We start from the raw sequence: 23350 nt of genomic DNA on the forward strand, positions 1-23350 counted from the left end.
GTGAATGAATCAAAAGTCCATATTAAAGATTGCAGCTGCGGCTTGCGACGATAAACGGGCAGAGGATATTTTAGCACTGGATATGGAAGGAATTTCTCTGGTTGCTGATTATTTTCTGATCTGTCACGGTAATTCAGATAAACAAGTTCAGGCCATTGCGCGTGAAATCAAGGACCAGGCAGAAGAAAACGGCATTGAAGTCAAAAAGATGGAAGGCTTCGATGAAGCAAGATGGGTATTAGTTGACCTTGGGGATGTGATTGCCCATGTGTTTCACAAGGACGAAAGAAGCTATTACAACCTAGAAAAACTGTGGGGAGATGCTCCGCTCGCAGACCTGGAACTTGGAATGAACCAATGATTTACCAAGGCTTTGCAAGCGTGTATGACGAGTTAATGTCTCACGCACCTTACGACAAATGGACAGAGTGGATTGAAGCATCTCTGCCTGAAAAAGGCCGTATTCTCGATTTGGCATGCGGCACCGGAGAAATTTCAATCCGGCTTGCCGAAAAAGGCTTTGAAGTCACTGGGATTGATCTCAGTGAGGAAATGCTCTCATACGCCCAGCAAAAAGTGACAGCTAAACAGCCGGTTCTTTTCCTTCAGCAGGACATGAGAGAGATTACAGGCTTTGAAGGCCAGTTTGATGCGGTTGCGATCTGCTGTGACTCCTTGAATTATTTAAAAACGAAAAATGACGTAATGAATACCTTTAAAAGTGTATTTCAGGTGCTGAAGCCGGACGGCATATTGCTGTTTGATGTTCATTCACCGTATAAAATAACCGAGGTTTTTCCTGGCAGCACGTTTGCTGATCAGGACGAAGATATCAGCTATATTTGGCAAAGCTTTGCCGGTAGTGAAGAGCTTTCCGCCATTCATGATATGACGTTTTTTGTTTGGAACGGAGAGGCGTACGACCGCTTCGACGAGACACATGAGCAAAGAACGTTCCGAGTGGATGAATACGAAGAAATGCTGGCAGGCTGCGGTTTTCAGCTTCATAAGGTCACCGCTGATTTTACCGATTCAGCTCCGTCACCACACTCTGAACGCCTTTTCTTTAAAGCACAGAAATCAAAAACCATCGTTTACTAAAGACGATGGTTTTTAAAATGCTTTTTTACCCTTTTGCATACAACAAAAGACTATGGCATACTCGTTTACACATGAAACTGCTTCTTCACCGCGGAAATATCTTCTTCATACTTCAAATGCGTATTTTGAAACACCCGATGAAACATATCCTGTACTCCGCTTTCGAGGGCTTTAATGCCTTCTCCTGTCACACCGCCTTTTACGCAAACCTTTTCCTGTAATGCAGGAAGGGTATACAATTCGGTTTCTAACAGTTTTCCCAGCCCGACAAGCATCTCTTTACACATGTGAATAGCGTCCTGTTTAGACACTGACGTTTCCGTAACGGCTGCATCTATAAACCGCTGAACCAGATAGCTCATAAAAGCGGGTCCGCAGCTTACGATATCTGACGCTACTCTTGTGATGTCACTTTCAATTTGCAGCGGACTAGATATGTGCTTCATCAGCTCGTTGATTTTTGTTTTTGTAGCCTCCCCGCAGCTTTTGCCGAAGGTGACGAGAGAAACGCCAGCAAGCGCCCGGTTTGTAATACTCGGGATTACTCGTGCCACCTGACATGGCACATACTGTTCCAGCTGATCAGTCTGTAGAGGGCTTGTAATTGAAATGAGAATGTGATCCTTTCTTAAATAAGGAACTGCCCTTGACAATAATGGATATATATCAAGCGGCTTTACGCAGATGAAAATCATCTCATTTTCTGCAACAAGCTTTTCAAGGCTCTCTGTTACGTTTAAGCTGCTGTAGCGGTTTTTTATCTTCAACGCTTTTTCAATTGTGCGGTTTGTGATTGTGATGTTTGAGGGATCGGCTGCTTGTGATTCAATAAATGATTCAATAAGGATCGTACCCATATTTCCAGTGCCGATAAAGCCAATCTTCAATGATTTCCCCTCCTTTGAGCTATTATCCTCTAAACCATATGTGATAAAGAAACAAAATATGACGAAAGCGGGGCGCATTCCAGTTGAATTGGTTGAATCAACATAAAACCATAATCATGTCAGTGGCCATTGCTGCTGTTCTCATTGCGGTTCTTTGTCTCTTTTTTTTCATCGGGCATAACAAAGAGCCTGTAAAACAAGTGATATCTAGTGAAAAGGATAATGCTGAGGTCAAGCAGGAAGTGACAAAAGAAAAAGCGGAAGAAAATATTGTAATTGACATAAAAGGTGCTGTTAAGCATCCCGGCGTTTATGAAATGCATGCAGGGGACAGAGTGTCGCAGGCTATTGAGAAAGCAGGCGGCATCGGTGAAAAAGCTGATGAAACGCAAGTGAATTTGGCGGAACTTTTGCAGGACGGTACAGTGGTGTATATACCGAGTGAGGGAGAAGGGGAGCCGCAGCAAGCGGCCGGAGGCGCTGTACAAAGCAGCACGGGGAAAGAGGCCTTGGTCAATATCAATACAGCAACATTAGAGGAATTACAAAACATTTCAGGAGTAGGGCCTTCAAAAGCTGAAGCGATTATTGCATATCGGGAAGAGAACGGGCGTTTCCAGGCAATTGAAGATATCACAAAGGTTTCGGGAATTGGCGAAAAATCATTTGAAAAAATAAAGTCTTCCATTACAGTAAAGTGAATTGACGGTCATGTATGATGATAGGTAAACTAAAGAACAGGCAACACAACATTTGGAGGGAACAACGTGGAACGAATTTCATGGAATCAATATTTTATGGCTCAAAGCCATTTACTGGCACTGCGCAGCACCTGCCCGAGATTGTCTGTCGGCGCTACCATTGTCAGAGATAAACGTATGATTGCAGGAGGCTATAACGGATCAATCGCAGGCGGCGTACATTGCGCGGACGAAGGATGCTTAATGATAGACGATCATTGCGCGAGAACGATTCACGCGGAAATGAATGCGATTCTTCAATGCTCTAAATTTGGAGTGCCGACAGATGGAGCGGAGATATATGTCACGCACTATCCGTGTATTCAGTGCTGTAAGTCTATCATTCAAGCCGGTATCAAAACAGTATATTACGCTGAGGATTATAAAACACATCCGTATGCCCAGGAGCTATTTGAGCAGTCTGGCGTTACGGTTGAACAGGTTGAACTCGATGAGATGATTGTTGATCTGAAAAACAGAGAAAAGCTTTCATTTGTAGCGGGACTTTTAGAAAAATTAGCGGATGCCGGTCTCGCAGAGGAAGATTTGAAGAAAATACATGAACAGGCTAATAAACTTTTTACGAGTTATGTGTGATTGATGCGACATTCGCGTCTATTATTGCCTTTGGCGGCAGCTTCAGCAACGGCTGGAATTGCTGCCGCCTCTTATTTCTCCGCTGTCTTTCTCTTCTTCCTCTTTCTTCTTATTGTGTCAGTTAAAACAAGACACGCTCCACTCATTTTTGTGTGTTTATTCTCTTTTGTGCTCAACTTTGCCCTGTTTAAGATTACAGATTTTCAAAATACTTCTTCGTACAAGCAGGGCAGCTATCACTTCAAGGCGGTCGTTCATAGTATTCCTAGAATTGACGGAGATCGGATGTCTTTGCTGATCAAGACGCCTGATGGCGAAAAATGGGCTGCCTCTTATCGGTTTCAGTCTTTAGCTGAAAAAGACAAACTGTCACATCTAGAGCCGGGTATGGCATGCGAATTGACTGGTACTTTAGAGAAGCCCAAACAAGCAACAGTGCCGGGAACATTTGATTATCAACAGTATCTTTACCGGCAGCATATTCATTGGAGCTATTCTGTCACATCTATTAGAAATTGCAGTCAGTCTTCAGGTGTCCGGTATAAGCTTCTCAGTTTGAGAAAATACATCGTATCATTCACGAACACCAAGCTTCCGTCAGATTCAGCAGGAATCGTACAGGCGCTTACAGTAGGTGAGAGGTCTTATTTGGATGACGATGTGATTAACGCTTACCAAAATCTAGGTGTTGTCCATCTATTAGCCATCTCAGGCCTCCATGTCGGGATTTTGACAGCTGGCCTATTTTACGCAATGATCCGTCTGGGTATAACAAGAGAAAATGCGTCAATCCTACTCCTTTTGTTTCTGCCGATCTATGTTATTTTGACAGGCGCAGCGCCTTCTGTTCTCCGAGCCGCTCTGATGTCGGGCATCTACTTAGCGGGAAGCCTTTTTCAGCAGCGGGTGAATTCTGCAGGGGTAATCTGTCTTTCGTATATCGTCCTCTTGCTTTTTAATCCCTACTACCTTTTTGAAGCTGGATTTCAGCTTTCATTTGCGGTCAGTTTCTCTTTAATTCTCTCATCATCTATTTTTCAGCATAGCAAAACGGGTCTGGGACAGCTGACGATCGTATCTGTTATTGCCCAGCTAGGCTCACTCCCCATTCTTCTGTATCATTTTCAGCAGTTTTCTATTATGAGCATTCCGATGAATATGGTGTTGGTGCCTTTTTATACATTCTGTATTTTACCGGCTGCTATTATAGGAGTGATTCTATTATTTTTTTCAGCATCCGTCGGTCAATTTCTGTTCTATTGGTTTGATGTAATGATGACCTGGACCAACAGACTGATCACTAAAATCGCAGATATAGAAATATTTACAATCATCATCTCACGTCCTGCACCCGCTCTTCTTCTCTTATTCACGCTCACTGTCATCATATTGCTTATGAGTATCGAGAAACGCTCATATCTCCGGCTGACCGTGTCCGCAGGCCTTTTTTGTGCAACGCTTACCCTGCTCTTTATTTTCCCTTATGTTAGTTCCGATGGAGAAGTAGATATGATTGACATCGGACAAGGTGACAGTATATTTGTCAGTGCACCCTATCAGAAAGGCCGTGTTTTAATTGATACAGGAGGCACTTTGTCTTATTCGTCAGAGCCTTGGCGGGAAAAACAGCATCCTTTTTCACTGGGGGAAAAGGTGCTGACCCCATTTTTAACGGCAAAGGGCATCAAGCAGCTTGATGCGTTGATACTGACGCACGCAGATCAAGATCATATCGGAGAGGCAGAGGTTTTGCTGAAGCATCATAAAGTAAAGCGTCTCATCATTCCGAAAGGGTTTGTTTCTGAACCTCATGATGAGAAAGTGCTGCAGACTGCCAGACAGGAGGGTGTGGCAATTGAAGAGGTGAAGCGGGGTGATGTATTGCAAATAAAGGACTTGCAGTTTCATGTGCTGTCACCGGAAACGCCTGATCCGGCAAGTAAAAATAATTCTTGTCTCGTTCTATGGATGAAAACAGGCAATCTCAGCTGGCTCCTGACGGGTGATCTGGAAAAAGAGGGGGAACAGGAGGTTATCAATGTCTTCCCAAATATAAGAGCGGATGTGTTAAAGGTAGGGCATCATGGAAGCAAGGGCTCTACCGGTGAAGAATTCATCAAACAGCTTCAGCCGAAAACGGCGATCATCTCAGCGGGAGAAAACAATAGGTACCATCATCCGCATCAAGAAGTTCTTCAATTGTTAAAAAGCCGATCCATCCGTGTGCTGCGCACTGATCAAAGCGGCACGATCCAATACACGTACAAAAACGGATCTGGAACCTTTTCTGTCTATCCTCCATATGATACATCAGATATGACAGAGGAGAATTAAAAAAGACTGCCGAGAAATCAGCAGCCCGGGCAGTCGTGTTATGAACCAACCAGGTGAATAACCGTTGCCATGACAAACAATAAGGCGAAAAATCCGAAGGACACAACAAAACCAACCGCTGAATCTACAGCATCATTTCGTTTGCTTTGAACGTTTTTTTCAAAATCATTCAATTTCATCCCCCCTGACTGACTTAAGTATAATGGAATCGATTTGAAAAATCTAGAAGCTAAGGTAACGTTTTCTGTTCTGGTGATTATCGCCTTTTTACAAGCTGTCCCGGGGGCTTGCGAACAGGCGTTTAATATAAATGGGGAAGCCGCTGTCAGGCTTCCTCTTTACTATTTTGCAAACTCAATTTAGGATAGAAGAGGATGATGAAAGAGAGGAAGTCGTACAACAATGGTATTTGATGTGTGGAAAAGCCTGAAAAAAGGTGATGTCCATCCGGTTTATTGTTTATACGGAAAAGAGACGTATCTGCTCCAAGAAACCGTCAGCAGGATCAGACAGACGGTGATTGATCAAGAGACGAAAGATTTCAATCTGTCTGTTTTTGATTTGGAGGAAGACCCGCTTGATCAGGCGATTGCCGATGCTGAAACGTTCCCGTTTATGGGGGAGCGGCGCCTTGTCATTGTGAAAAATCCATATTTTTTAACGGGTGAAAAAAAGAAAGAAAAAGTTGAGCACAACATCAGCGCGCTTGAATCGTATATACAATCACCGGCGCCATACACGGTCTTTGTTCTGCTTGCGCCTTATGAAAAACTGGATGAGCGGAAAAAACTGACCAAAGCGCTAAAAAAGCAGGCATTCATGATGGAGGCAAAGGAGTTAAACGCGAAGGAAACGACAGACTTTACGATCAATCTGGCGAGAACCGAGCAGAAAACAATCAGCACCGAGGCGGCAGAGCATTTGGTTTTGCTTGTAAACGGGCATCTGTCATCTCTTTTTCAGGAGGTTCAGAAACTCTGCACGTTTATTGGAGACCGTGAAGAAATCATGCTGGATGATGTAAAGACGCTTGTGGCGAGAAGTCTGGAACAAAATATCTTTGAACTGATTAATAAAATCGTCAACCGAAAACGGACTGAGAGTCTGCAAATTTTTTATGATTTGCTCAAACAAAATGAAGAGCCGATCAAAATTATGGCTCTCATATCGAACCAGTTCCGGCTGATTCTGCAGACGAAATATTTTGCGGAACAAGGGTACGGCCAAAAACAGATTGCTTCTAACTTAAAGGTGCATCCATTCCGGGTAAAGCTGGCGATGGATCAAGCGAGGCTTTTTTCAGAAGCTGAGCTCCGATCTATTATTGAACAGCTTGCCGTGATGGACTATGAGATGAAAACCGGGAAAAAGGACAAGCAGCTTTTACTAGAGCTTTTTCTCTTGCAACTGTTAAAAAGAAATGAAAAAAACGATCCTCAATGATGAGGATCGTTTTTGTTTTATGCAGAAAGTCCGTTCACTTTTTTCGCTAGTCTTGATTTGTATCGAGCTGCGGCATTTTTGTGTACAAGACCTGTTTTCACTGCTTTATCAATACGTTTAGCTGCTTCAGTAAGAGCAGTTTTCGCTTTGTCAGCTTCGTTGTTTGCAACAGAAGCTTCAACTTGTTTGATTGCAGTACGCATAGCAGATTTGATTGTCGCGTTATGAGCGCGGCGTTCGTTATTAGTTTTTGTACGTTTAATCGCTGATTTAATGTTTGGCATGTGTTTCACCTCCTAAGATACAACCTGTAGCACAGTGTCTTAAGGTTAAATCTTCTTCACAATAGAACAAATTGTATTCTATCAAACACACCTTTAGATTGCAATATAAATGTAAAGTATTTTTCATTGAAGGAATGCTTTTAAGCATGATTCATTTTATAAATGGAAACAATATGGATAGTGAATATTCGAAGGAGGCCCTGTATGAAAAAGAGTGAGCTGGATGTAAATCAGTATTTGATACGTACGGATTTAGCAGTTGAAACGAAGGAAGCCATGGCTAATCGTCAGGCTGTGCCTGCAAAAGAGATAAAAGGTTTTATTGAAAAAGAACGCGATCATGGCGGAATAAAAATCCGCACTGTTGATATCACGAAGGAAGGCGCAGAGCTTTCCGGAAAAAAAGAAGGACGTTATTTAACGATTGAGGCCCAGGGGATCAGAGAAAATGATTCGGAAATGCAAGAGAAAGTTTCTGCTGTATTTGCGGAAGAATTCTCAGCCTTTCTGGAAAGCCTTAAGATCTCAAAGGATGCGAGCTGTTTAATTGTCGGCCTCGGCAACTGGAACGTGACGCCTGATGCGCTCGGTCCGATGGCTGTAGAAAATCTATTAGTGACAAGACATTTATTTAAACTCCAGCCTGAAAATGTGCAGGAGGGCTACAGGCCTGTCAGCGCATTTGCTCCTGGTGTCATGGGAATTACAGGCATTGAAACAAGCGATATTATTAAAGGGGTCATCGAGCAGTCAAAACCCGATTTTGTGATTGCCATTGATGCACTTGCGGCCCGGGCGGTAGAAAGGGTCAACACAACCATTCAAATATCAGATACAGGAATACACCCGGGATCAGGCGTCGGAAATAAACGTAAAGACTTGAGCAAGGACACCCTAGGCGTACCTGTCATTGCAATTGGTGTACCGACTGTCGTTGACGCGGTAACAATTGCCAGCGACACGGTTGACTACATATTAAAGCATTTTGGCAGAGAAATGAGAGATAACAGTCCGTCGAGATCGCTTGTTCCGGCGGGGATGACGTTTGGGAAAAAGAAAGTGCTTACTGAAGAGGACCTTCCCGATCCAAAACAGCGTCAATCGTTTCTCGGCATAGTGGGGACTCTTGAAGACAACGAAAAGCGGCAGCTCATTCATGAGGTGCTGGCACCTCTGGGCCATAATTTGATGGTCACGCCGAAGGAAGTCGATTCATTTATTGACGATATGGCAAATGTGCTGGCAAACGGATTAAATACAGCGCTTCATGAAAAGGTGTCTCAGGAAAACAAAGGCTCCTATAATCACTAAACGGTTCTACTTCCTCTAGCTTGTTCATAGAGTAATTACTAGACGAGCGCTGGAGGGATTCAATGAGAAATAAACGCAGAAACAGACAAATTGTTGTTGCGGTGAATGGCGGGAAAGCGATAAAGGCGATCTTTCTATTTATCGCAAGCCTATTAGTGATTTTTGTTTTATCCGGTGTGCTGACGTCTCTCCGGCCGGAACTCAGGCCATCGTCCGACTCTTTTTACGGGATTGCCGACGAACTGCCGGGTGACGTATTTGCACACTTGCTGCGGATGGAAAACCATTATTTCGCTTCTGACCTTTCTCAAACCGACAGCTCATTTCATCTATCACGTCTTTCTTTAAAGCTGGCGACAAGTATTAATCTCGAGGATCCGCGAAGTTTTCTTGGACGCGAGCTGCCTGGGTTTGCGCAATTTGACACAGAGATTCTTTTAGCGGGACAAGGAACCGATTATACAAACATGCCGTCGGAATCCCCGCCGCCTTCAAAGGTGATGCAGGAAGAAAGAGAAGCGAATTTGGCGGAGATTGAAAAACAGCAGACGCAAACAGACAATACGCAAAAAGACCCGCCAAAACAAACAACCGGCGATAAGAAGGTTGTCTTTATCTATCACACGCATAATACGGAATCTTATCTCCCGCTATTAAAAGGTGAGACCGATCCCGATATGGCGCGTCATTCTAAAGCAAACGTCACCCTCGTGGGAGACATGTTCGGGAAAGCGCTGGAATCTCAAGGTATCGGAGCCACAGTTAATAAAACGGATATACAGGCAAAACTAAGCAAAAAAGGGTTGAATTATGCCAGATCTTACGATGAATCAAGGCCGGTCGTACAAGAAGCCCTTGCTTCAAACAAAAATCTGCAATATATCATTGACATCCATAGAGACTCCAGGCGCAAGAAAAATACGACGGCAACCATTAAAGGGAAAAGCTATGCCCGGGTCGCATTTGTGGTCGGCAAAAAAAGCAAGAATTTCGAAGAAAACTACAAAATTGCAAGCGAGCTTCACAAGCTGATGGAGAAAAAATACCCGGGACTCAGCACAGGGGTCTTCTCTAAAGGCTCACCAGGAGATAACGGAGTTTACAACCAAGATTTAAACGACAGAGCGCTTTTGCTTGAATTTGGCGGAGTGGATAACAATCTCGAAGAGCTGCAGCGGGCGGCTAACGCAACTGCTGACGTATTCAGCGAAATGTACTGGGATGCTGAAAAAGTTAACGCCGAAAGCGGCGGGACGAAAAAACAATAGAAATAGGTGGTCGAGTTGATTGCATATCTTGGCAAATGCTTGCTTCTTGTGACGATGATGTTTATAGGCGTCCTGTTCGGCATGCAGCAGGCAAATAACGGCATGCTGAGCATGAAAGGCTATCATGATCCTTCACTGAAAGGCGCGTTTACGCTCACAGACGGAGAAAATAATGAAAAAGAAGCGACCGTTTTAGGGGAAACAGTAACCTCGAAAGATTTAGAAGAGAAACAAAAAGAGCTTGAACAGGTGGAAACTTTTAACCTTTTCTCTAAAGCAGGAAAAACGCTTACTGACACAGTGACCAACACAGCTCAATCGATGTATGAATGGATACGGGATATGAGAAAATAAGTGCTTGAAAGAGAAAAGCAGCCCCAGTATGAGAGGGAACTTTTCTCTTTCTTGTTTTACATTGAATCTTTACAATCCTATTGATATAATCTAAGCTAGTGTATTTTGCGTTTAATAGTAGGAGTGATAGATTGTGACAGATAAAGAAAAGCGTTTAGAGAGGCAGTCGAGAATTCGGAATTTCTCCATCATCGCCCATATTGACCACGGAAAATCGACCTTAGCGGATCGTATTTTAGAAAAAACGTCGGCAATCACTCAACGAGAAATGAAAGAACAATTGCTTGATTCTATGGATCTTGAACGCGAACGGGGCATTACCATTAAATTAAACTCTGTTCAGCTTAAATACAAAGCAAAAGACGGAGAGGAATATATTTTCCACCTGATTGACACACCGGGACACGTCGATTTCACATATGAAGTATCCCGAAGTCTTGCTGCCTGCGAAGGAGCGATACTTGTCGTGGACGCGGCGCAAGGAATTGAAGCGCAGACGCTTGCGAACGTTTACTTGGCGCTTGATAATGACCTTGAAATTCTTCCAGTCATTAATAAAATCGATCTGCCAAGTGCAGAGCCGGAACGTGTTCGCCAAGAGGTGGAGGACGTCATCGGCCTTGACGCATCGGAAGCCGTGCTCGCTTCAGCAAAAGCTGGGATCGGGATTGAGGAGATTTTAGAGCAGATCGTGGAAAAGGTGCCTGCTCCGACCGGAGATCCAGAGGCGCCGCTTAAAGCGCTGATCTTTGACTCGCTTTATGACGCTTACCGCGGTGTCGTGGCTTATATCAGAGTCGTAGAAGGAACGGTAAAGCCGGGGCAAAAAATCAAAATGATGGCAACCGGCAAAGAGTTTGAAGTAACAGAAGTCGGTGTGTTCACGCCGAAAGCAACTCCGACAGATGAACTGACGGTCGGCGATGTAGGCTTTTTAACTGCTGCGATCAAAAATGTCGGTGACACACGCGTCGGTGACACGATCACAAGCGCGGCCAATCAAGCTGCCGAAGCATTGCCTGGATATCGCAAGCTGAACCCGATGGTGTACTGCGGTTTATATCCGATCGATACGGCCAAATACAACGATTTAAGGGAAGCTCTTGAAAAGCTTGAGCTGAATGACTCATCGCTTCAATATGAAGCAGAGACATCCCAAGCGCTAGGATTCGGTTTCCGCTGCGGATTTTTAGGTATGCTTCACATGGAAATCATTCAGGAGCGGATTGAGCGGGAGTTTAAAATTGACCTGATCACTACAGCGCCGAGTGTTATATATGATGTGTATATGACAGACGGGGAAAAGGTTGTTGTCGACAACCCGTCCAATATGCCTGACCCACAAAAGATCGAAAGGATCGAGGAGCCGTATGTTAAAGCGACAATGATGGTGCCGAACGATTATGTCGGTGCGGTGATGGAGCTTTGCCAAGGAAAACGCGGCAATTTTATCGACATGCAATATTTAGATGCAAATCGCGTCAGCATTGTCTATGACATGCCGTTAGCGGAAATCGTCTATGAGTTTTTTGATCAGCTGAAATCAAGCACAAAAGGCTACGCCTCCTTTGATTACGAACTGATCGGCTACAAACCGTCTAAACTTGTCAAGATGGACATTATGCTGAACGGAGAAAAAATCGACGCCCTTTCATTTATCGTGCATCGCGATTACGCGTACGAACGCGGAAAAGTAATTGTAGAAAAACTGAAAGAGCTCATTCCGCGCCAGCACTTTGAAGTACCGATTCAAGCGGCGATCGGCCAGAAAATCGTGGCCCGCTCTACCATTAAAGCGATGCGTAAAAACGTATTGGCTAAATGTTACGGCGGAGACATCTCGCGGAAACGGAAGCTTCTTGAAAAACAAAAAGAAGGAAAACGCCGAATGAAGCAGGTCGGCTCAGTTGAAGTGCCGCAAGAAGCATTTATGGCGGTCCTGAAAATGGACGACAATCCGAAAAAATAATAGAAGCCGCCGCAGTCCTGTACTGCGGCTTCTTTCTTTAAAGAAGGTGAATACATTGAAATCAGCTTATATCCATATTCCATTTTGTGAGCATATTTGCCACTACTGCGATTTCAATAAATATTTTATTCAAAGCCAGCCTGTCGGCGAGTATTTAAACGCACTCGAGAAGGAAATGCTAAATACGATAGAAAAAACGGGGCAGCCTGATCTGCATACGATTTTTATCGGAGGAGGCACGCCGACATCCCTCTCTGAAGACCAGCTCGAAAAATTAATGGACATGGTCAGCCGTGTGCTGAAGCCTTCAGGCGCTTTAATAGAGTTCGCTGTTGAAGCGAACCCGGACGACCTATCGGCAGAAAAACTGAAAATACTCAAGGAAGCGGGCGTTAATCGTTTAAGCTTCGGTGTGCAAACATTCGAAGACGACCTTCTAGAAAAAATTGGACGGGTCCATAAACAAAAAGACGTATTTGCCTCTTTTGAACGTGCAAGGGAAATTGGTTTTGAAAATATCAGTCTCGATTTGATGTTCGGTCTTCCCGGACAAACGCTTAAACACCTTGACCACTCTTTAAAAACTGCTTTATCCCTGAACGCAGAGCATTATTCCGTTTACTCTCTCATTGTAGAACCGAAAACGGTATTTTATAATTTGATGCAAAAAGGGCGGCTTCATCTGCCGGCGCAGGAACAGGAAGCCGAAATGTACGAAACGGTGATGAGCCGGATGGAAACGGCCGGTATTCACCAATATGAAATCAGCAATTTTGCGAAACAAGGCATGGAATCTAAGCACAACCTGACGTACTGGAGCAACGAGGAATATTTCGGTTTCGGAGCAGGAGCCCACGGATATATCGGCGGAATTCGAACAGTAAACGTCGGACCTGTCAAACATTACATTGACCTGATAGCTGAAAAAGGTTTTCCTTATCGGGATACACATGAAGTGACGATGGAAGAACAAATTGAAGAAGAGATGTTTTTAGGGTTAAGAAAAACATCCGGAGTCAGCAAAAAACGGTTTGCGGAGAAATACGGCCGTTCTCTTGATAAACTTTTTCCCGGCGTTTTAAAAGAGCTTTCTGAAAAGGGACTGATTATCAATACGGAGTCAGCCGTTTGTTTGACTCATCAGGGGAAATTATTGGGTAATGAAGTTTTTGGCGCTTTTTTGGGTGAGTTATAATTGACATTTTTCTTGTGGTTTGATACTTTTGTTATAGATTTAGCACTCGCTTGTTGAGAGTGCTAACAGAGGTGATGATGATGTTAACCAATCGTCAGCTGCTGATCCTTCAGGTCATAATCAACGATTTTATTAAATCGGCGCAGCCCGTCGGATCAAGAACTCTTTCGAAAAAAGATGAAATCACATTTAGCTCTGCAACAATAAGAAACGAGATGGCTGACTTGGAAGAACTGGGCTTCATTGAAAAAACCCACTCTTCCTCAGGACGTGTTCCGTCGGAAAAAGGGTACCGGTACTATGTTGATCATTTGCTGTCGCCCGTCAAACTGACAAAAACCGACCTAGACCAAATCCACTCGATCTTCAAAGAAAAAATATTCGAGCTGGAAAAGACAGTTCAAAAATCAGCACAAATTTTGTCCGATCTTACGAATTATACGTCTATCGTGCTCGGGCCGACCCTGAGCGAGAATTATCTTAAACAGATTCAAATCATACCGATTCAGCCCGATAAAGCGGTAGCCATTCTCGTTACCAATACGGGGCATGTGGAAAACAAAACGATTAATTTTCCAACCAAAATGGATCTGTCTGATATTGAAAAGCTGGTAAATATACTGAACGACCGTTTAACCGGTGTTCCGATGGATGAACTGAATGAACGCATTTTTAAAGAAGTTGTCATGTACTTAAGGCAGCACATTAAGAACTATGACAACATACTTGAAGCGCTGCGTTCAACATTTCATTCGACAAGTCACGTTGAAAAATTGTTTTTCGGCGGGAAAATCAATATGCTGAACCAGCCGGAGTTCCATGATATCGGGAGAGTGCGGTCGTTGCTTTCTCTGATTGAAAAGGAGCAGGACGTGTTGAAGCTTGTCCAATCTTCAGATACGGGCATTTCGATTAAAATCGGAAAAGAAAACGACTATGAAGAGATGGAAAACTGCAGCCTGATTACTGCCTCTTATTCAGTAGATAAGAAGCAAATAGGCTCAATTGCGATCATTGGACCAACCCGCATGAATTATTCAAGGGTCGTCAGTCTGCTTCAGCATGTGACTTCAGACTTGTCAAAAGCATTAACAAGTTTGTATGATGAATAAGGGAAAATTGGCAAATTTTATCGAAGGGCATCACCCGCCCTTCTCCTTACACTTTTGAGGGAGGTGAACACAATGTCAGAAGAAAAACAAACCGCGGAACAAAACGAAACAGAAGAACAAGAAGTAATCGAAGAACAAGCTGCCGCTGAAGAACAGCAGGAAGAAACAAACGAAAGCGAACTTCTTCAAAATCAAATTAACGAATTGCAAGGTTTGCTTGAGGAAAAGGAAAACAAACTTTTGCGTGTTCAAGCAGACTTTGAAAACTATAAACGACGCAGCCGTTTAGAAATGGAAGCGTCCCAGAAATACCGTTCTCAAAACATCGTTACTGAATTGCTGCCGGCTCTTGACAGCTTTGAAAGAGCGCTTCATGTTGAAGCCGACAATGAACAGACGAAAAGTTTGCTCCAAGGAATGGAAATGGTCCACCGCCAGCTCGTAGAAGCCTTGAAAAAAGAAGGTGTAGAAGCAATCGAAGCTGTAGGACAGGAATTTGATCCGAACCTTCACCAAGCCGTTATGCAGGCTGAAGATGAAAACTACGGCTCCAACATTGTCGTAGAGGAAATGCAAAAAGGCTACAAGCTGAAGGATCGCGTCATTCGCCCTTCCATGGTAAAAGTGAATCAATAATTACATAGCAGGAGGTTATTCAAAGTGAGTAAAGTTATCGGAATCGACTTAGGTACAACAAACTCATGTGTGGCAGTGCTTGAAGGCGGCGAGCCTAAAGTTATTGCTAACGCTGAAGGGAACCGCACAACTCCATCTGTTGTTGCGTTCAAAAACGGCGAACGCCAAGTAGGGGAAGTGGCTAAACGCCAATCTATTACAAACCCTAACACAATTATGTCTGTTAAACGCCATATGGGTACAGATTATAAAGTTGAAATTGAAGGAAAAGATTACACTCCTCAAGAAGTGTCTGCTATCATCCTTCAACACCTTAAATCATACGCTGAAAGCTATCTTGGCGAAACAGTATCAAAAGCAGTTATCACAGTTCCTGCATACTTTAACGATGCTGAGCGTCAAGCGACAAAAGACGCTGGTAAAATCGCAGGTCTTGAAGTAGAACGTATCATCAACGAGCCGACTGCAGCGGCGCTTGCATACGGACTTGATAAAACAGATGAAGATCAAACGATCCTAGTATACGACCTTGGCGGCGGTACATTCGACGTTTCCATCCTTGAACTGGGCGACGGTGTGTTTGAAGTTCGTTCAACTGCCGGCGACAATCGTCTAGGCGGGGACGATTTTGACCAAGTCATCATCGATCACCTTGTATCTGAATTCAAAAAAGAAAACGGCATTGATCTCTCTAAAGATAAAATGGCGCTTCAGCGTTTGAAAGACGCAGCTGAAAAAGCGAAAAAAGATCTTTCCGGCGTATCTTCTACGCAAATTTCTTTACCGTTTATCACAGCTGGAGAAGCAGGACCGCTTCACCTTGAACTGACATTAACTCGCGCTAAATTCGAAGAGCTTTCTTCTCATTTAGTAGAGCGCACAATGGGTCCTGTCCGTCAAGCGCTTCAAGATGCAGGACTTTCTGCAAGCGAAATCGACAAAGTCATCCTTGTCGGCGGATCAACTCGTATCCCTGCCGTACAAGAAGCAATCAAAAAAGAAACTGGAAAAGAAGCACATAAAGGCGTAAACCCGGATGAAGTTGTAGCGCTTGGTGCTGCAATTCAGGGCGGCGTTATCACTGGTGACGTAAAAGACGTAGTTCTTCTTGACGTTACACCGCTTTCTCTCGGTATTGAAACAATGGGCGGCGTATTCACAAAACTGATCGACCGCAACACAACAATTCCGACAAGCAAATCACAAGTGTTCTCAACTGCTGCTGATAACCAAACAGCTGTTGATATCCATGTTCTTCAAGGTGAGCGCCCAATGTCTGCCGACAACAAAACACTCGGCCGCTTCCAGCTTACTGATATCCCGCCAGCACCGCGCGGCGTGCCTCAAATCGAAGTTTCCTTCGATATTGACAAAAACGGTATCGTAAACGTAAGAGCAAAAGACTTAGGCACAGGAAAAGAACAAAATATCACAATCAAATCTTCTTCAGGTCTATCTGATGATGAGATCGAACGCATGGTAAAAGAGGCGGAAGAAAATGCTGACGCTGATGCGAAGAAAAAAGAAGAAATCGAAGTCCGCAACGAAGCAGATCAGCTTGTTTTCCAAACTGAGAAAACATTAAAAGATCTAGAAGGCAAAGTGGACGAAGAACAAGTGAAAAAAGCCAACGATGCCAAAGACGCTTTAAAAGCAGCAATTGAGAAAAACGAATTTGAAGAGATCAAAGCGAAAAAAGATGAGCTTCAAACAATCGTTCAAGAGCTTTCTATGAAGCTTTATGAAGAAGCTGCTAAAGCACAGCAAGCTCAAGGCGGAGAAAACGCTGAAGGCAAAGCGGATGACAACGTTGTCGACGCTGAATACGAAGAAGTAAACGACGATCAAAACAAAAAATAAGTTCTTTTCAGTCCCGCTTCTGGGACTGACAAAAAGAACACATTTCATAATCTGATTCAATGGTTAGAAAGTCAAAGTCAGGCATCTCTTGGCTTTGACTTTTTTTCTTGCCCGGGATAAAAGGAATTGAAAAATCATAATTCAAAATGATACAATCTAATTTATGTGAGAAATTCGGGAGAGTGAAGTAGATGAGTAAGCGTGATTACTATGAAGTGCTGGGTGTAAGTAAGAGCGCTTCAAAGGATGAAATAAAAAAGGCTTATCGAAAGCTGTCGAAAAAATATCATCCTGACATTAACAAAGAAGCCGGATCAGATGAAAAGTTTAAAGAAGTCAAAGAAGCATACGAAACGCTGTCTGATGATCAAAAACGGTCTCATTACGACCAATTTGGCCATACTGATCCTAACCAAGGCTTCGGCGGCGGCGGTTTTGGCGGCGGCGACTTCGGCGGTTTTGGTTTCGATGATATTTTCTCAAGTATTTTCGGCGGCGGCACTAGACGAAGAGATCCAAATGCACCGCGACAAGGGGCGGATCTGCAATATACGATGACTCTGTCATTTGAGGATGCCGTTTTCGGAAAAGAAACGACCATCGAGATTCCGCGTGAGGAAACGTGCGATACATGTAAAGGCTCAGGGGCAAAACCTGGTACAAAACCGGAAACGTGCTCGCACTGCGGAGGCTCCGGCCAGCTAAATGTGGAGCAAAACACGCCGTTTGGAAAAGTTGTCAACAGACGAGTGTGCCACCACTGCGAAGGTACGGGTAAAATCATTAAAAACAAATGTGCGGATTGCGGCGGCAAAGGAAAAATCAAAAAACGCAAAAAAATCAACGTCACAATTCCTGCCGGTGTAGATGACGGGCAGCAGCTGCGTCTCTCAGGACAGGGTGAACCAGGCGTAAACGGCGGCCCTGCAGGGGATTTATTTGTCGTATTCCACGTGCGCGCCCACGAATTCTTTGAGCGCGACGGAGATGATATTTACTGTGAAATGCCATTAACGTTTGCTCAAGCCGCTCTTGGAGATGAAGTGGAAGTTCCGACGCTTCACGGGAAAGTGAAATTGAAAATCCCTGCCGGTACACAAACAGGAACAAAGTTCAGATTAAGAGGCAAAGGCGTTCAAAATGTCAGAGGCTATGGACAGGGTGACCAGCATATCGTCGTCCGCGTTGTCACGCCGACAAACTTGACAGATAAACAAAAAGATATTATCCGTGAATTTGCCGAAGTCAGCGGAAACCTGCCTGATGAACAGGAAATGAGTTTCTTTGATAAGGTAAAACGCGCGTTTAAAGGCGATTAATTATTGGATGAGGAGTTGGTAGTTTTGAAATGGTCCGAATTAAGCATTCACACAACACATGAAGCGGTCGAACCTATCTCAAATATTTTGCATGAAGCTGGTGCGAGTGGGGTTGTGATAGAGGACCCGCTTGATTTAATTAAAGAACGTGAGAATGTATACGGGGAAATCTACCAGCTCGACCCCAATGATTATCCGAACGAGGGTGTCATTGTCAAAGCGTATCTGCCGGTCAACAGCTTTCTTGGAGAAACGGTAGAGGGCATTAAAGAAACAATTAATAATCTGCTTCTTTATGATATTGATTTGGGCAGAAACCATATCACTATTTCCGAAGTGAACGAAGAGGAATGGGCGACTGCCTGGAAAAAGTATTACCATCCTGTGAAAATTTCCGAAAAGTTTACGATTGTACCAACGTGGGAGGAATATACGCCGGTACACACGGATGAACTGATTATTGAAATGGACCCGGGGATGGCATTCGGAACAGGCACACACCCGACAACCGTACTTTGTATTCAGGCGCTTGAACGCTTTGTGCAAAAGGGTGATAAGGTGATTGATGTAGGCACAGGCTCCGGAATTTTAAGTATTGCGGCTGCAATGCTTGAGGCTGAATCGGTTCATGCCTATGATCTTGATCCCGTTGCTGTAGAAAGCGCACGTCTCAATTTGAAGTTGAACAAGGTTAGCGATATAGCTCAAGTCAAACAAAATAATTTGTTAGACGGGATTTCAGGAGAACATGATGTGATCGTTGCCAACATTTTGGCTGAAGTCATCCTTCGTTTTACTTCACAGGCATATCATCTGCTGAAAGACGGCGGGCACTTTATTACTTCAGGAATTATCGGGCAAAAAAAGCAAGAGGTAAAAGAAGCATTGGAACAGGCTGGTTTTACCATTGTGGAAATCCTCTCAATGGAAGATTGGGTCAGCATTATTGCGAAAAAATAACAGTTAGTAGGTGTCACAGCGTATGCAACGATATTTTATCGAGCTCACGAAGCAGCAAATGGAGGAAGCGCCGGCTATTTCAATTACCGGAGAAGATGTTCATCATATTGTCAATGTCATGAGAATGAACGAGGGAGACCAAATTATCTGCTGCTCTCAGGACGGCTTCGAAGCAAAATGTGAACTTCAATCTGTTTCCAAAGAAAAAGTGTCCTGTCTTATGATAGAATGGACGAATGAAAACAGAGAGCTTCCGATAAAGGTTTATATTGCAAGCGGCCTCCCGAAAGGGGATAAACTTGAATGGATTATCCAAAAGGGGACTGAGCTGGGAGCTCATGCCTTTATTCCTCTGCAAGCCGCACGTTCTGTTGTCAAGCTGGATGACAAGAAAGCGAAGAAAAAGCGGGAAAGATGGACAAAAATTGCGAAGGAAGCGGCGGAGCAATCATACCGAAATGAAGTGCCGCAAGTGCTGGATATCCATTCCTTTCAGCAGCTTCTTGACAAGGTGCAGAATTTCGATAAATGTGTCGTTGCATACGAAGAGTCATCGAAGCAAGGAGAAACAAGCTCGTTCAGCGCAGTTGTAAGCAGCCTTCCGAAAGGATCATCCCTTTTGATCGTATTCGGTCCCGAAGGCGGTTTAACAGAAGCGGAGGTTGAGCGGCTCACGGCGAAAAACGCTGTTCCGTGCGGCCTCGGACCGAGAATTTTAAGAACAGAAACCGCTCCGCTATACGCGCTGAGCGCAATTTCTTATCATACAGAGTTATTAAGAGGTGATCAATAATGGCAACTGTTGCGTTCCATACGCTTGGCTGCAAAGTCAATCATTATGAAACAGAAGCAATCTGGCAGCTTTTCAAAGATGCGGGCTATGAGAGAAGAGACTTTGAACAAACAGCTGACGTATATGTCATTAATACATGTACGGTAACAAATACGGGAGATAAAAAAAGCCGCCAAGTGATCAGACGCGCCATTCGTCAAAATCCTGACGGCGTCATCTGCGTCACAGGCTGTTATGCGCAAACCTCGCCAGCGGAGATTATGGCAATCCCGGGCGTAGACATTGTAGTCGGAACTCAGGATCGTGAAAAAATGCTCGGCTACATCGATCAATATCGTGAAGAGCGTCAGCCGATCAATGGCGTCAGCAACATTATGAAAGCTAGGGTATATGAAGAGCTTGATGTACCTGCTTTCACAGACCGGACAAGAGCGTCATTAAAAATACAGGAAGGTTGCAATAACTTCTGCACGTTCTGTATCATTCCGTGGGCGCGCGGACTTCTCCGTTCACGTGACCCGGAGGAAGTCATTAAACAAGCACAGCAGCTTGTTGATGCGGGTTATAAAGAAATCGTACTTACTGGTATTCATACAGGCGGCTACGGTGAAGATATGAAAGATTACAACTTTGCCAAGCTTTTGAGAGAACTTGACGCCCGTGTTCAAGGTGTGAAACGGATCAGAATTTCGTCCATCGAGGCAAGCCAGATCACAGACGAAGTGATTGAAGTTTTAGACCGTTCAGATAAGATTGTGCGCCATTTGCACATTCCGATTCAATCCGGGTCAAACACAGTGCTTAAACGGATGAGACGCAAATACACGATGGAATTTTTCGCTGACCGTTTAAATAAACTGAAAAAAGCACTTCCGGGCTTAGCCGTAACCTCCGATGTCATTGTTGGCTTCCCTGGCGAAACAGAAGAAGAGTTTATGGAAACCTATAACTTTATTAAAGAAAACAGATTCTCTGAACTTCATGTTTTTCCTTACAGCAAACGTACGGGAACGCCAGCTGCGCGGATGGAAGACCAAGTGGATGAAAACGTCAAAAATGAACGTGTACACCGCTTGATTGCACTTTCTGACCAGCTTGCGAAGGAATATGCCTCTGATTATGAAAATGAAGTCCTTGAAATTATCCCTGAGGAAGCATTTAAAGAATCAGATGAAGAAAACATGTATGTCGGCTACACAGACAACTACATGAAAGTTGTATTCAAGGGCACGGAAGACATGATCGGCAAAATCGTGAAAGTAAAAATACTAAAAGCAGGCTATCCATACAACGAAGGACAGTTTGTCCGTGTTGTTGAGGATGACATAACAGAACAAATGCGTATGTCTTCTTAACCTGAAAAAACCGGTGCATCTAAATGTGCCGGTTTTTTACGTTCAGTTTTTAACTGGGATAAGCCATTTGATAAAGCTGTAAAACAAGTTGGTAAGCGGCAAAAATAAGAGAGCTGATACAACATTAAATAGCAGACTGAAATGGGCGATTCTTTGGGCAGGGTCAGCCGAGAGCTGTTCAACAAAGCCGGTCGCTGCCGCCAAAAAAGGGAATACAATTGCTACGCCGATCACGTTAAACAAAACATGGGCGCACGCTGTCTGTTTTGCCGCATATCCGCCGGATACAGCAGCCATGACTGCTGTAATGCATGTCCCGATGTTTGACCCAAGCACAACGCTCATTGCCTGTGTCAGTCCGATAACGCCTTCATTCATAAAGCTCATCAAAATGCCGATGCAGACAGAACTTGAGTGAATGATTGCAGTTAACACCATGCCGATAAACAAAGCAGACCAGTTTGAGTCGTTCACATGATGAAGAATGCCTGCTCCCGTTTTCAGCTGAGTAAGCGGTTCTGCAAGGCGGCTGAAGCCTGTGATGCAAAAAAAAATAATCCCCAGTCCGAGGAAGCTTGTCCCCAGCTGTTTGAACGGATACCTGCCAGTCAGAAAAAACAGCAACCCGCCAATCAAAAGAATCCAAATCAACACATCCATTTTGATTGCAAGAAATTCGGTTGTAAAGGTAGACCCGATATTTGTTCCAAGAATCATCGGTATTGTCCGTTTGAAAGAAAGGGCGCCCGCACTCACAAATCCGATGACAATTACCATAAAGGCGGAGCTGCTTTGGAGAAATCCTGTAAAAACAATACTGATGAGAAATGCCTTTAACGGATGATCCGTAAAAATCAGCAGCTGCTCTTCAATTTTTGAATACGTCAGCGAAATTAAACCTTTCCGAAGCATGTTCATCCCTGCGAGAAAGAATAAGATAAGAGCAGTAAAACTAATCAGAAGCAACATTTTATTCACCAACCCCTTTCTATCATTATATAGACAGGCAGTCCCGCTCATGACGGAAAAGTGAACGCACTTAGTTGACCTGATTGAAGGCTTATATTATAATGTCAAAGTACATGTTTATATGTGTAACTTAAAGGTAGTCGATTGGTGTATTCGGAGGGAGGGAAAGAGAATGTCAAAAACGGTCGTTAGAAAAAACGAATCGCTTGAAGATGCTCTTCGTCGCTTCAAACGCAGTGTATCAAAGACAGGTACTTTGCAAGAAGCAAGAAAGCGTGAATTTTATGAAAAACCTAGCGTAAAGCGCAAGAAAAAGTCTGAAGCTGCTAGAAAACGCAAATTCTAAAAGAGGGTGGATTTATGAGTCTTCTTGAGCGACTTAACCAAGATATGAAGCTATATATGAAAAGCCGTGAGAAAGACAAACTGACTGTCGTTCGAATGGTTAAGGCTTCACTTCAAAACGAAGCAATTAAGCTTAAGAAAGACAGTTTGACCGAGGATGAGGAACTCACTGTCCTTTCTCGTGAACTTAAGCAACGTAAAGACTCCCTCCAGGAATTTTCAAACGCTAATCGTTTAGATTTAGTAGATAAAGTTCAAAAAGAGCTGGACATTTTAGAAGTTTATTTACCACAGCAGCTTTCAGAAGAAGAGCTGCGTACAATCGTAAATGAAACCATCGCGGAGGTTGGTGCGAGCTCAAAAGCGGACATGGGCAAAGTGATGGGGGCAATTATGCCTAAAGTAAAAGGTAAAGCTGACGGAAGTTTAATTAATAAACTTGTTAGCAGTCAACTGTCTTAAATGGCGAAGAAAAGGACATCTTTCTAAGAGAGATGTCTTTTTTTATACATAAAAAA

The 23350-nt window shown here is 43.8% G+C and carries 25 protein-coding genes; 21 read left to right on the top strand and 4 right to left on the bottom strand.

Annotation, left to right across the window (positions count from 1 at the left end; all coding sequences use genetic code 11):
* Positions 1-4 precede the first annotated feature (4 nt).
* Complete coding sequence (gene rsfS / locus V6D42_RS02385) at positions 5-361, top strand: ribosome silencing factor (protein ID WP_010335011.1); 357 nt, start codon at positions 5-7, stop codon at positions 359-361.
* A complete protein-coding gene (locus V6D42_RS02390) occupies positions 358-1101 on the top strand; it encodes a class I SAM-dependent DNA methyltransferase (RefSeq protein WP_333512270.1) in 744 nt (247 codons plus the stop codon). Before rsfS ends, V6D42_RS02390 begins: the two co-directional genes overlap by 4 nt.
* Positions 1102-1166: 65 nt before the next feature.
* Here V6D42_RS02390 and comER read toward each other — a convergent pair whose 3' ends face one another.
* Positions 1167-1988 carry a late competence protein ComER gene (gene comER, locus V6D42_RS02395; RefSeq protein ID WP_333512271.1) on the bottom strand — a complete coding sequence of 274 codons (822 nt, stop codon included), beginning with the start codon at positions 1986-1988 and terminating at the stop codon, positions 1167-1169.
* An 83-nt stretch (positions 1989-2071) separates the two neighbouring features.
* Here comER and V6D42_RS02400 point away from each other — a divergent pair, with 83 nt between their 5' ends.
* From V6D42_RS02400 to V6D42_RS02410, 3 genes are all read left to right on the top strand, one after another.
* Complete coding sequence (locus V6D42_RS02400; RefSeq protein WP_333512272.1) at positions 2072-2689, top strand: helix-hairpin-helix domain-containing protein; 618 nt, start codon at positions 2072-2074, stop codon at positions 2687-2689.
* A gap of 66 nt (positions 2690-2755) precedes the next feature.
* Positions 2756-3325, top strand: a complete 570-nt coding sequence (locus tag V6D42_RS02405) for a ComE operon protein 2 (RefSeq protein ID WP_010335007.1) — start codon at positions 2756-2758, stop codon at positions 3323-3325.
* A 3-nt stretch (positions 3326-3328) separates the two neighbouring features.
* Positions 3329-5659 (top strand): DNA internalization-related competence protein ComEC/Rec2, encoded by a 2331-nt coding sequence (locus tag V6D42_RS02410; RefSeq protein ID WP_333512574.1) that lies wholly within the window; start codon positions 3329-3331, stop codon positions 5657-5659.
* A gap of 38 nt (positions 5660-5697) precedes the next feature.
* On the opposite strand, the gene V6D42_RS02415 is transcribed toward V6D42_RS02410, so the two are convergent.
* Complete coding sequence (locus tag V6D42_RS02415) at positions 5698-5832, bottom strand: YqzM family protein (protein ID WP_010335005.1); 135 nt, start codon at positions 5830-5832, stop codon at positions 5698-5700.
* 40 nt (positions 5833-5872) lie between these two features.
* On the opposite strand from V6D42_RS02415, the gene V6D42_RS02420 reads away from it, so the two are divergent.
* Together V6D42_RS02420 and holA are read left to right on the top strand one after the other, a co-directional pair.
* Positions 5873-6022 (top strand): hypothetical protein, encoded by a 150-nt coding sequence (locus tag V6D42_RS02420; protein WP_003229985.1) that lies wholly within the window; start codon positions 5873-5875, stop codon positions 6020-6022.
* A gap of 39 nt (positions 6023-6061) precedes the next feature.
* Positions 6062-7102, top strand: a complete 1041-nt coding sequence (gene holA, locus V6D42_RS02425; RefSeq protein WP_333512273.1) for a DNA polymerase III subunit delta — start codon at positions 6062-6064, stop codon at positions 7100-7102.
* Between the two features lie 17 nt (positions 7103-7119).
* Here holA and rpsT read toward each other — a convergent pair whose 3' ends face one another.
* Positions 7120-7386 (bottom strand): 30S ribosomal protein S20, encoded by a 267-nt coding sequence (gene rpsT, locus V6D42_RS02430; RefSeq protein ID WP_010335003.1) that lies wholly within the window; start codon positions 7384-7386, stop codon positions 7120-7122.
* Positions 7387-7590: 204 nt separating this feature from the next.
* Between rpsT and gpr the strand changes: the two genes are divergently transcribed.
* From gpr to mtaB, 12 genes are all read left to right on the top strand, one after another.
* The gene (gpr, locus tag V6D42_RS02435; RefSeq protein WP_010335002.1) at positions 7591-8697 is read left to right on the top strand and encodes a GPR endopeptidase; all 1107 of its coding nucleotides are present in this window, start codon (positions 7591-7593) and stop codon (positions 8695-8697) included.
* A gap of 62 nt (positions 8698-8759) precedes the next feature.
* On the top strand, positions 8760-9965 hold the full coding sequence (gene spoIIP, locus V6D42_RS02440; RefSeq protein ID WP_333512274.1) for a spore autolysin SpoIIP: 1206 nt from the start codon (positions 8760-8762) through the stop codon (positions 9963-9965).
* A 15-nt stretch (positions 9966-9980) separates the two neighbouring features.
* Entirely contained in the window at positions 9981-10319 is a 339-nt protein-coding gene (locus V6D42_RS02445) for a YqxA family protein (protein WP_333512275.1), read from the top strand.
* 133 nt (positions 10320-10452) lie between these two features.
* Complete coding sequence (lepA, locus tag V6D42_RS02450) at positions 10453-12288, top strand: translation elongation factor 4 (protein ID WP_010334999.1); 1836 nt, start codon at positions 10453-10455, stop codon at positions 12286-12288.
* Between the two features lie 55 nt (positions 12289-12343).
* Positions 12344-13483, top strand: coding sequence for a radical SAM family heme chaperone HemW (gene hemW / locus V6D42_RS02455; RefSeq protein WP_333512276.1), 1140 nt, complete (start codon positions 12344-12346; stop codon positions 13481-13483).
* 80 nt (positions 13484-13563) lie between these two features.
* Positions 13564-14595, top strand: a complete 1032-nt coding sequence (gene hrcA / locus V6D42_RS02460; protein WP_010334997.1) for a heat-inducible transcriptional repressor HrcA — start codon at positions 13564-13566, stop codon at positions 14593-14595.
* A gap of 72 nt (positions 14596-14667) precedes the next feature.
* Positions 14668-15231, top strand: coding sequence for a nucleotide exchange factor GrpE (grpE, locus tag V6D42_RS02465; RefSeq protein WP_010334996.1), 564 nt, complete (start codon positions 14668-14670; stop codon positions 15229-15231).
* Between the two features lie 24 nt (positions 15232-15255).
* Positions 15256-17091, top strand: coding sequence for a molecular chaperone DnaK (gene dnaK / locus V6D42_RS02470; protein ID WP_010334995.1), 1836 nt, complete (start codon positions 15256-15258; stop codon positions 17089-17091).
* Positions 17092-17282: 191 nt separating this feature from the next.
* Positions 17283-18410: a molecular chaperone DnaJ gene (gene dnaJ / locus V6D42_RS02475; protein WP_010334994.1), complete on the top strand. Its 1128-nt coding sequence runs from the start codon at positions 17283-17285 to the stop codon at positions 18408-18410.
* A 24-nt stretch (positions 18411-18434) separates the two neighbouring features.
* Positions 18435-19370 carry a 50S ribosomal protein L11 methyltransferase gene (gene prmA, locus V6D42_RS02480; protein ID WP_106020120.1) on the top strand — a complete coding sequence of 312 codons (936 nt, stop codon included), beginning with the start codon at positions 18435-18437 and terminating at the stop codon, positions 19368-19370.
* A 22-nt stretch (positions 19371-19392) separates the two neighbouring features.
* Positions 19393-20163 carry a 16S rRNA (uracil(1498)-N(3))-methyltransferase gene (locus V6D42_RS02485; RefSeq protein ID WP_010334992.1) on the top strand — a complete coding sequence of 257 codons (771 nt, stop codon included), beginning with the start codon at positions 19393-19395 and terminating at the stop codon, positions 20161-20163.
* Positions 20163-21518, top strand: coding sequence for a tRNA (N(6)-L-threonylcarbamoyladenosine(37)-C(2))-methylthiotransferase MtaB (gene mtaB, locus V6D42_RS02490; RefSeq protein WP_010334991.1), 1356 nt, complete (start codon positions 20163-20165; stop codon positions 21516-21518). Before V6D42_RS02485 ends, mtaB begins: the two co-directional genes overlap by 1 nt.
* 42 nt (positions 21519-21560) lie before the next feature.
* On the opposite strand, the gene V6D42_RS02495 is transcribed toward mtaB, so the two are convergent.
* The gene (locus V6D42_RS02495; protein ID WP_326130813.1) at positions 21561-22487 is read right to left on the bottom strand and encodes a Na/Pi symporter; all 927 of its coding nucleotides are present in this window, start codon (positions 22485-22487) and stop codon (positions 21561-21563) included.
* A 172-nt stretch (positions 22488-22659) separates the two neighbouring features.
* On the opposite strand from V6D42_RS02495, the gene rpsU reads away from it, so the two are divergent.
* Both rpsU and V6D42_RS02505 read left to right on the top strand, forming a co-directional pair.
* Positions 22660-22833, top strand: coding sequence for a 30S ribosomal protein S21 (gene rpsU / locus V6D42_RS02500; protein WP_003152957.1), 174 nt, complete (start codon positions 22660-22662; stop codon positions 22831-22833).
* 14 nt (positions 22834-22847) lie between these two features.
* On the top strand, positions 22848-23294 hold the full coding sequence (locus V6D42_RS02505) for a GatB/YqeY domain-containing protein (RefSeq protein ID WP_010334989.1): 447 nt from the start codon (positions 22848-22850) through the stop codon (positions 23292-23294).
* The last annotated feature ends 56 nt before the right edge of the window (positions 23295-23350 follow it).

It is taken from the genome of Bacillus sp. 0909A (genome assembly GCF_036765115.1).
GTDB lineage: Bacteria > Bacillota > Bacilli > Bacillales > Bacillaceae > Bacillus > Bacillus mojavensis.

Coding starts and splice junctions, on each gene's coding strand:
- V6D42_RS02505 (WP_010334989.1), top strand. CDS start 22,848: ATGAGTCTTCTTGAGCGACTTAACCAAGATATGAAGCTATATATGAAA.
- V6D42_RS02495 (WP_326130813.1), bottom strand. CDS start 22,487: ATGTTGCTTCTGATTAGTTTTACTGCTCTTATCTTATTCTTTCTCGCA.
- spoIIP (WP_333512274.1), top strand. CDS start 8,760: ATGAGAAATAAACGCAGAAACAGACAAATTGTTGTTGCGGTGAATGGC.
- rsfS (WP_010335011.1), top strand. CDS start 5: ATGAATCAAAAGTCCATATTAAAGATTGCAGCTGCGGCTTGCGACGAT.
- hrcA (WP_010334997.1), top strand. CDS start 13,564: ATGTTAACCAATCGTCAGCTGCTGATCCTTCAGGTCATAATCAACGAT.
- gpr (WP_010335002.1), top strand. CDS start 7,591: ATGAAAAAGAGTGAGCTGGATGTAAATCAGTATTTGATACGTACGGAT.
- V6D42_RS02485 (WP_010334992.1), top strand. CDS start 19,393: ATGCAACGATATTTTATCGAGCTCACGAAGCAGCAAATGGAGGAAGCG.
- rpsT (WP_010335003.1), bottom strand. CDS start 7,386: ATGCCAAACATTAAATCAGCGATTAAACGTACAAAAACTAATAACGAA.
- V6D42_RS02390 (WP_333512270.1), top strand. CDS start 358: ATGATTTACCAAGGCTTTGCAAGCGTGTATGACGAGTTAATGTCTCAC.
- mtaB (WP_010334991.1), top strand. CDS start 20,163: ATGGCAACTGTTGCGTTCCATACGCTTGGCTGCAAAGTCAATCATTAT.
- holA (WP_333512273.1), top strand. CDS start 6,062: ATGGTATTTGATGTGTGGAAAAGCCTGAAAAAAGGTGATGTCCATCCG.
- dnaJ (WP_010334994.1), top strand. CDS start 17,283: ATGAGTAAGCGTGATTACTATGAAGTGCTGGGTGTAAGTAAGAGCGCT.
- V6D42_RS02410 (WP_333512574.1), top strand. CDS start 3,329: ATGCGACATTCGCGTCTATTATTGCCTTTGGCGGCAGCTTCAGCAACG.
- rpsU (WP_003152957.1), top strand. CDS start 22,660: ATGTCAAAAACGGTCGTTAGAAAAAACGAATCGCTTGAAGATGCTCTT.
- grpE (WP_010334996.1), top strand. CDS start 14,668: ATGTCAGAAGAAAAACAAACCGCGGAACAAAACGAAACAGAAGAACAA.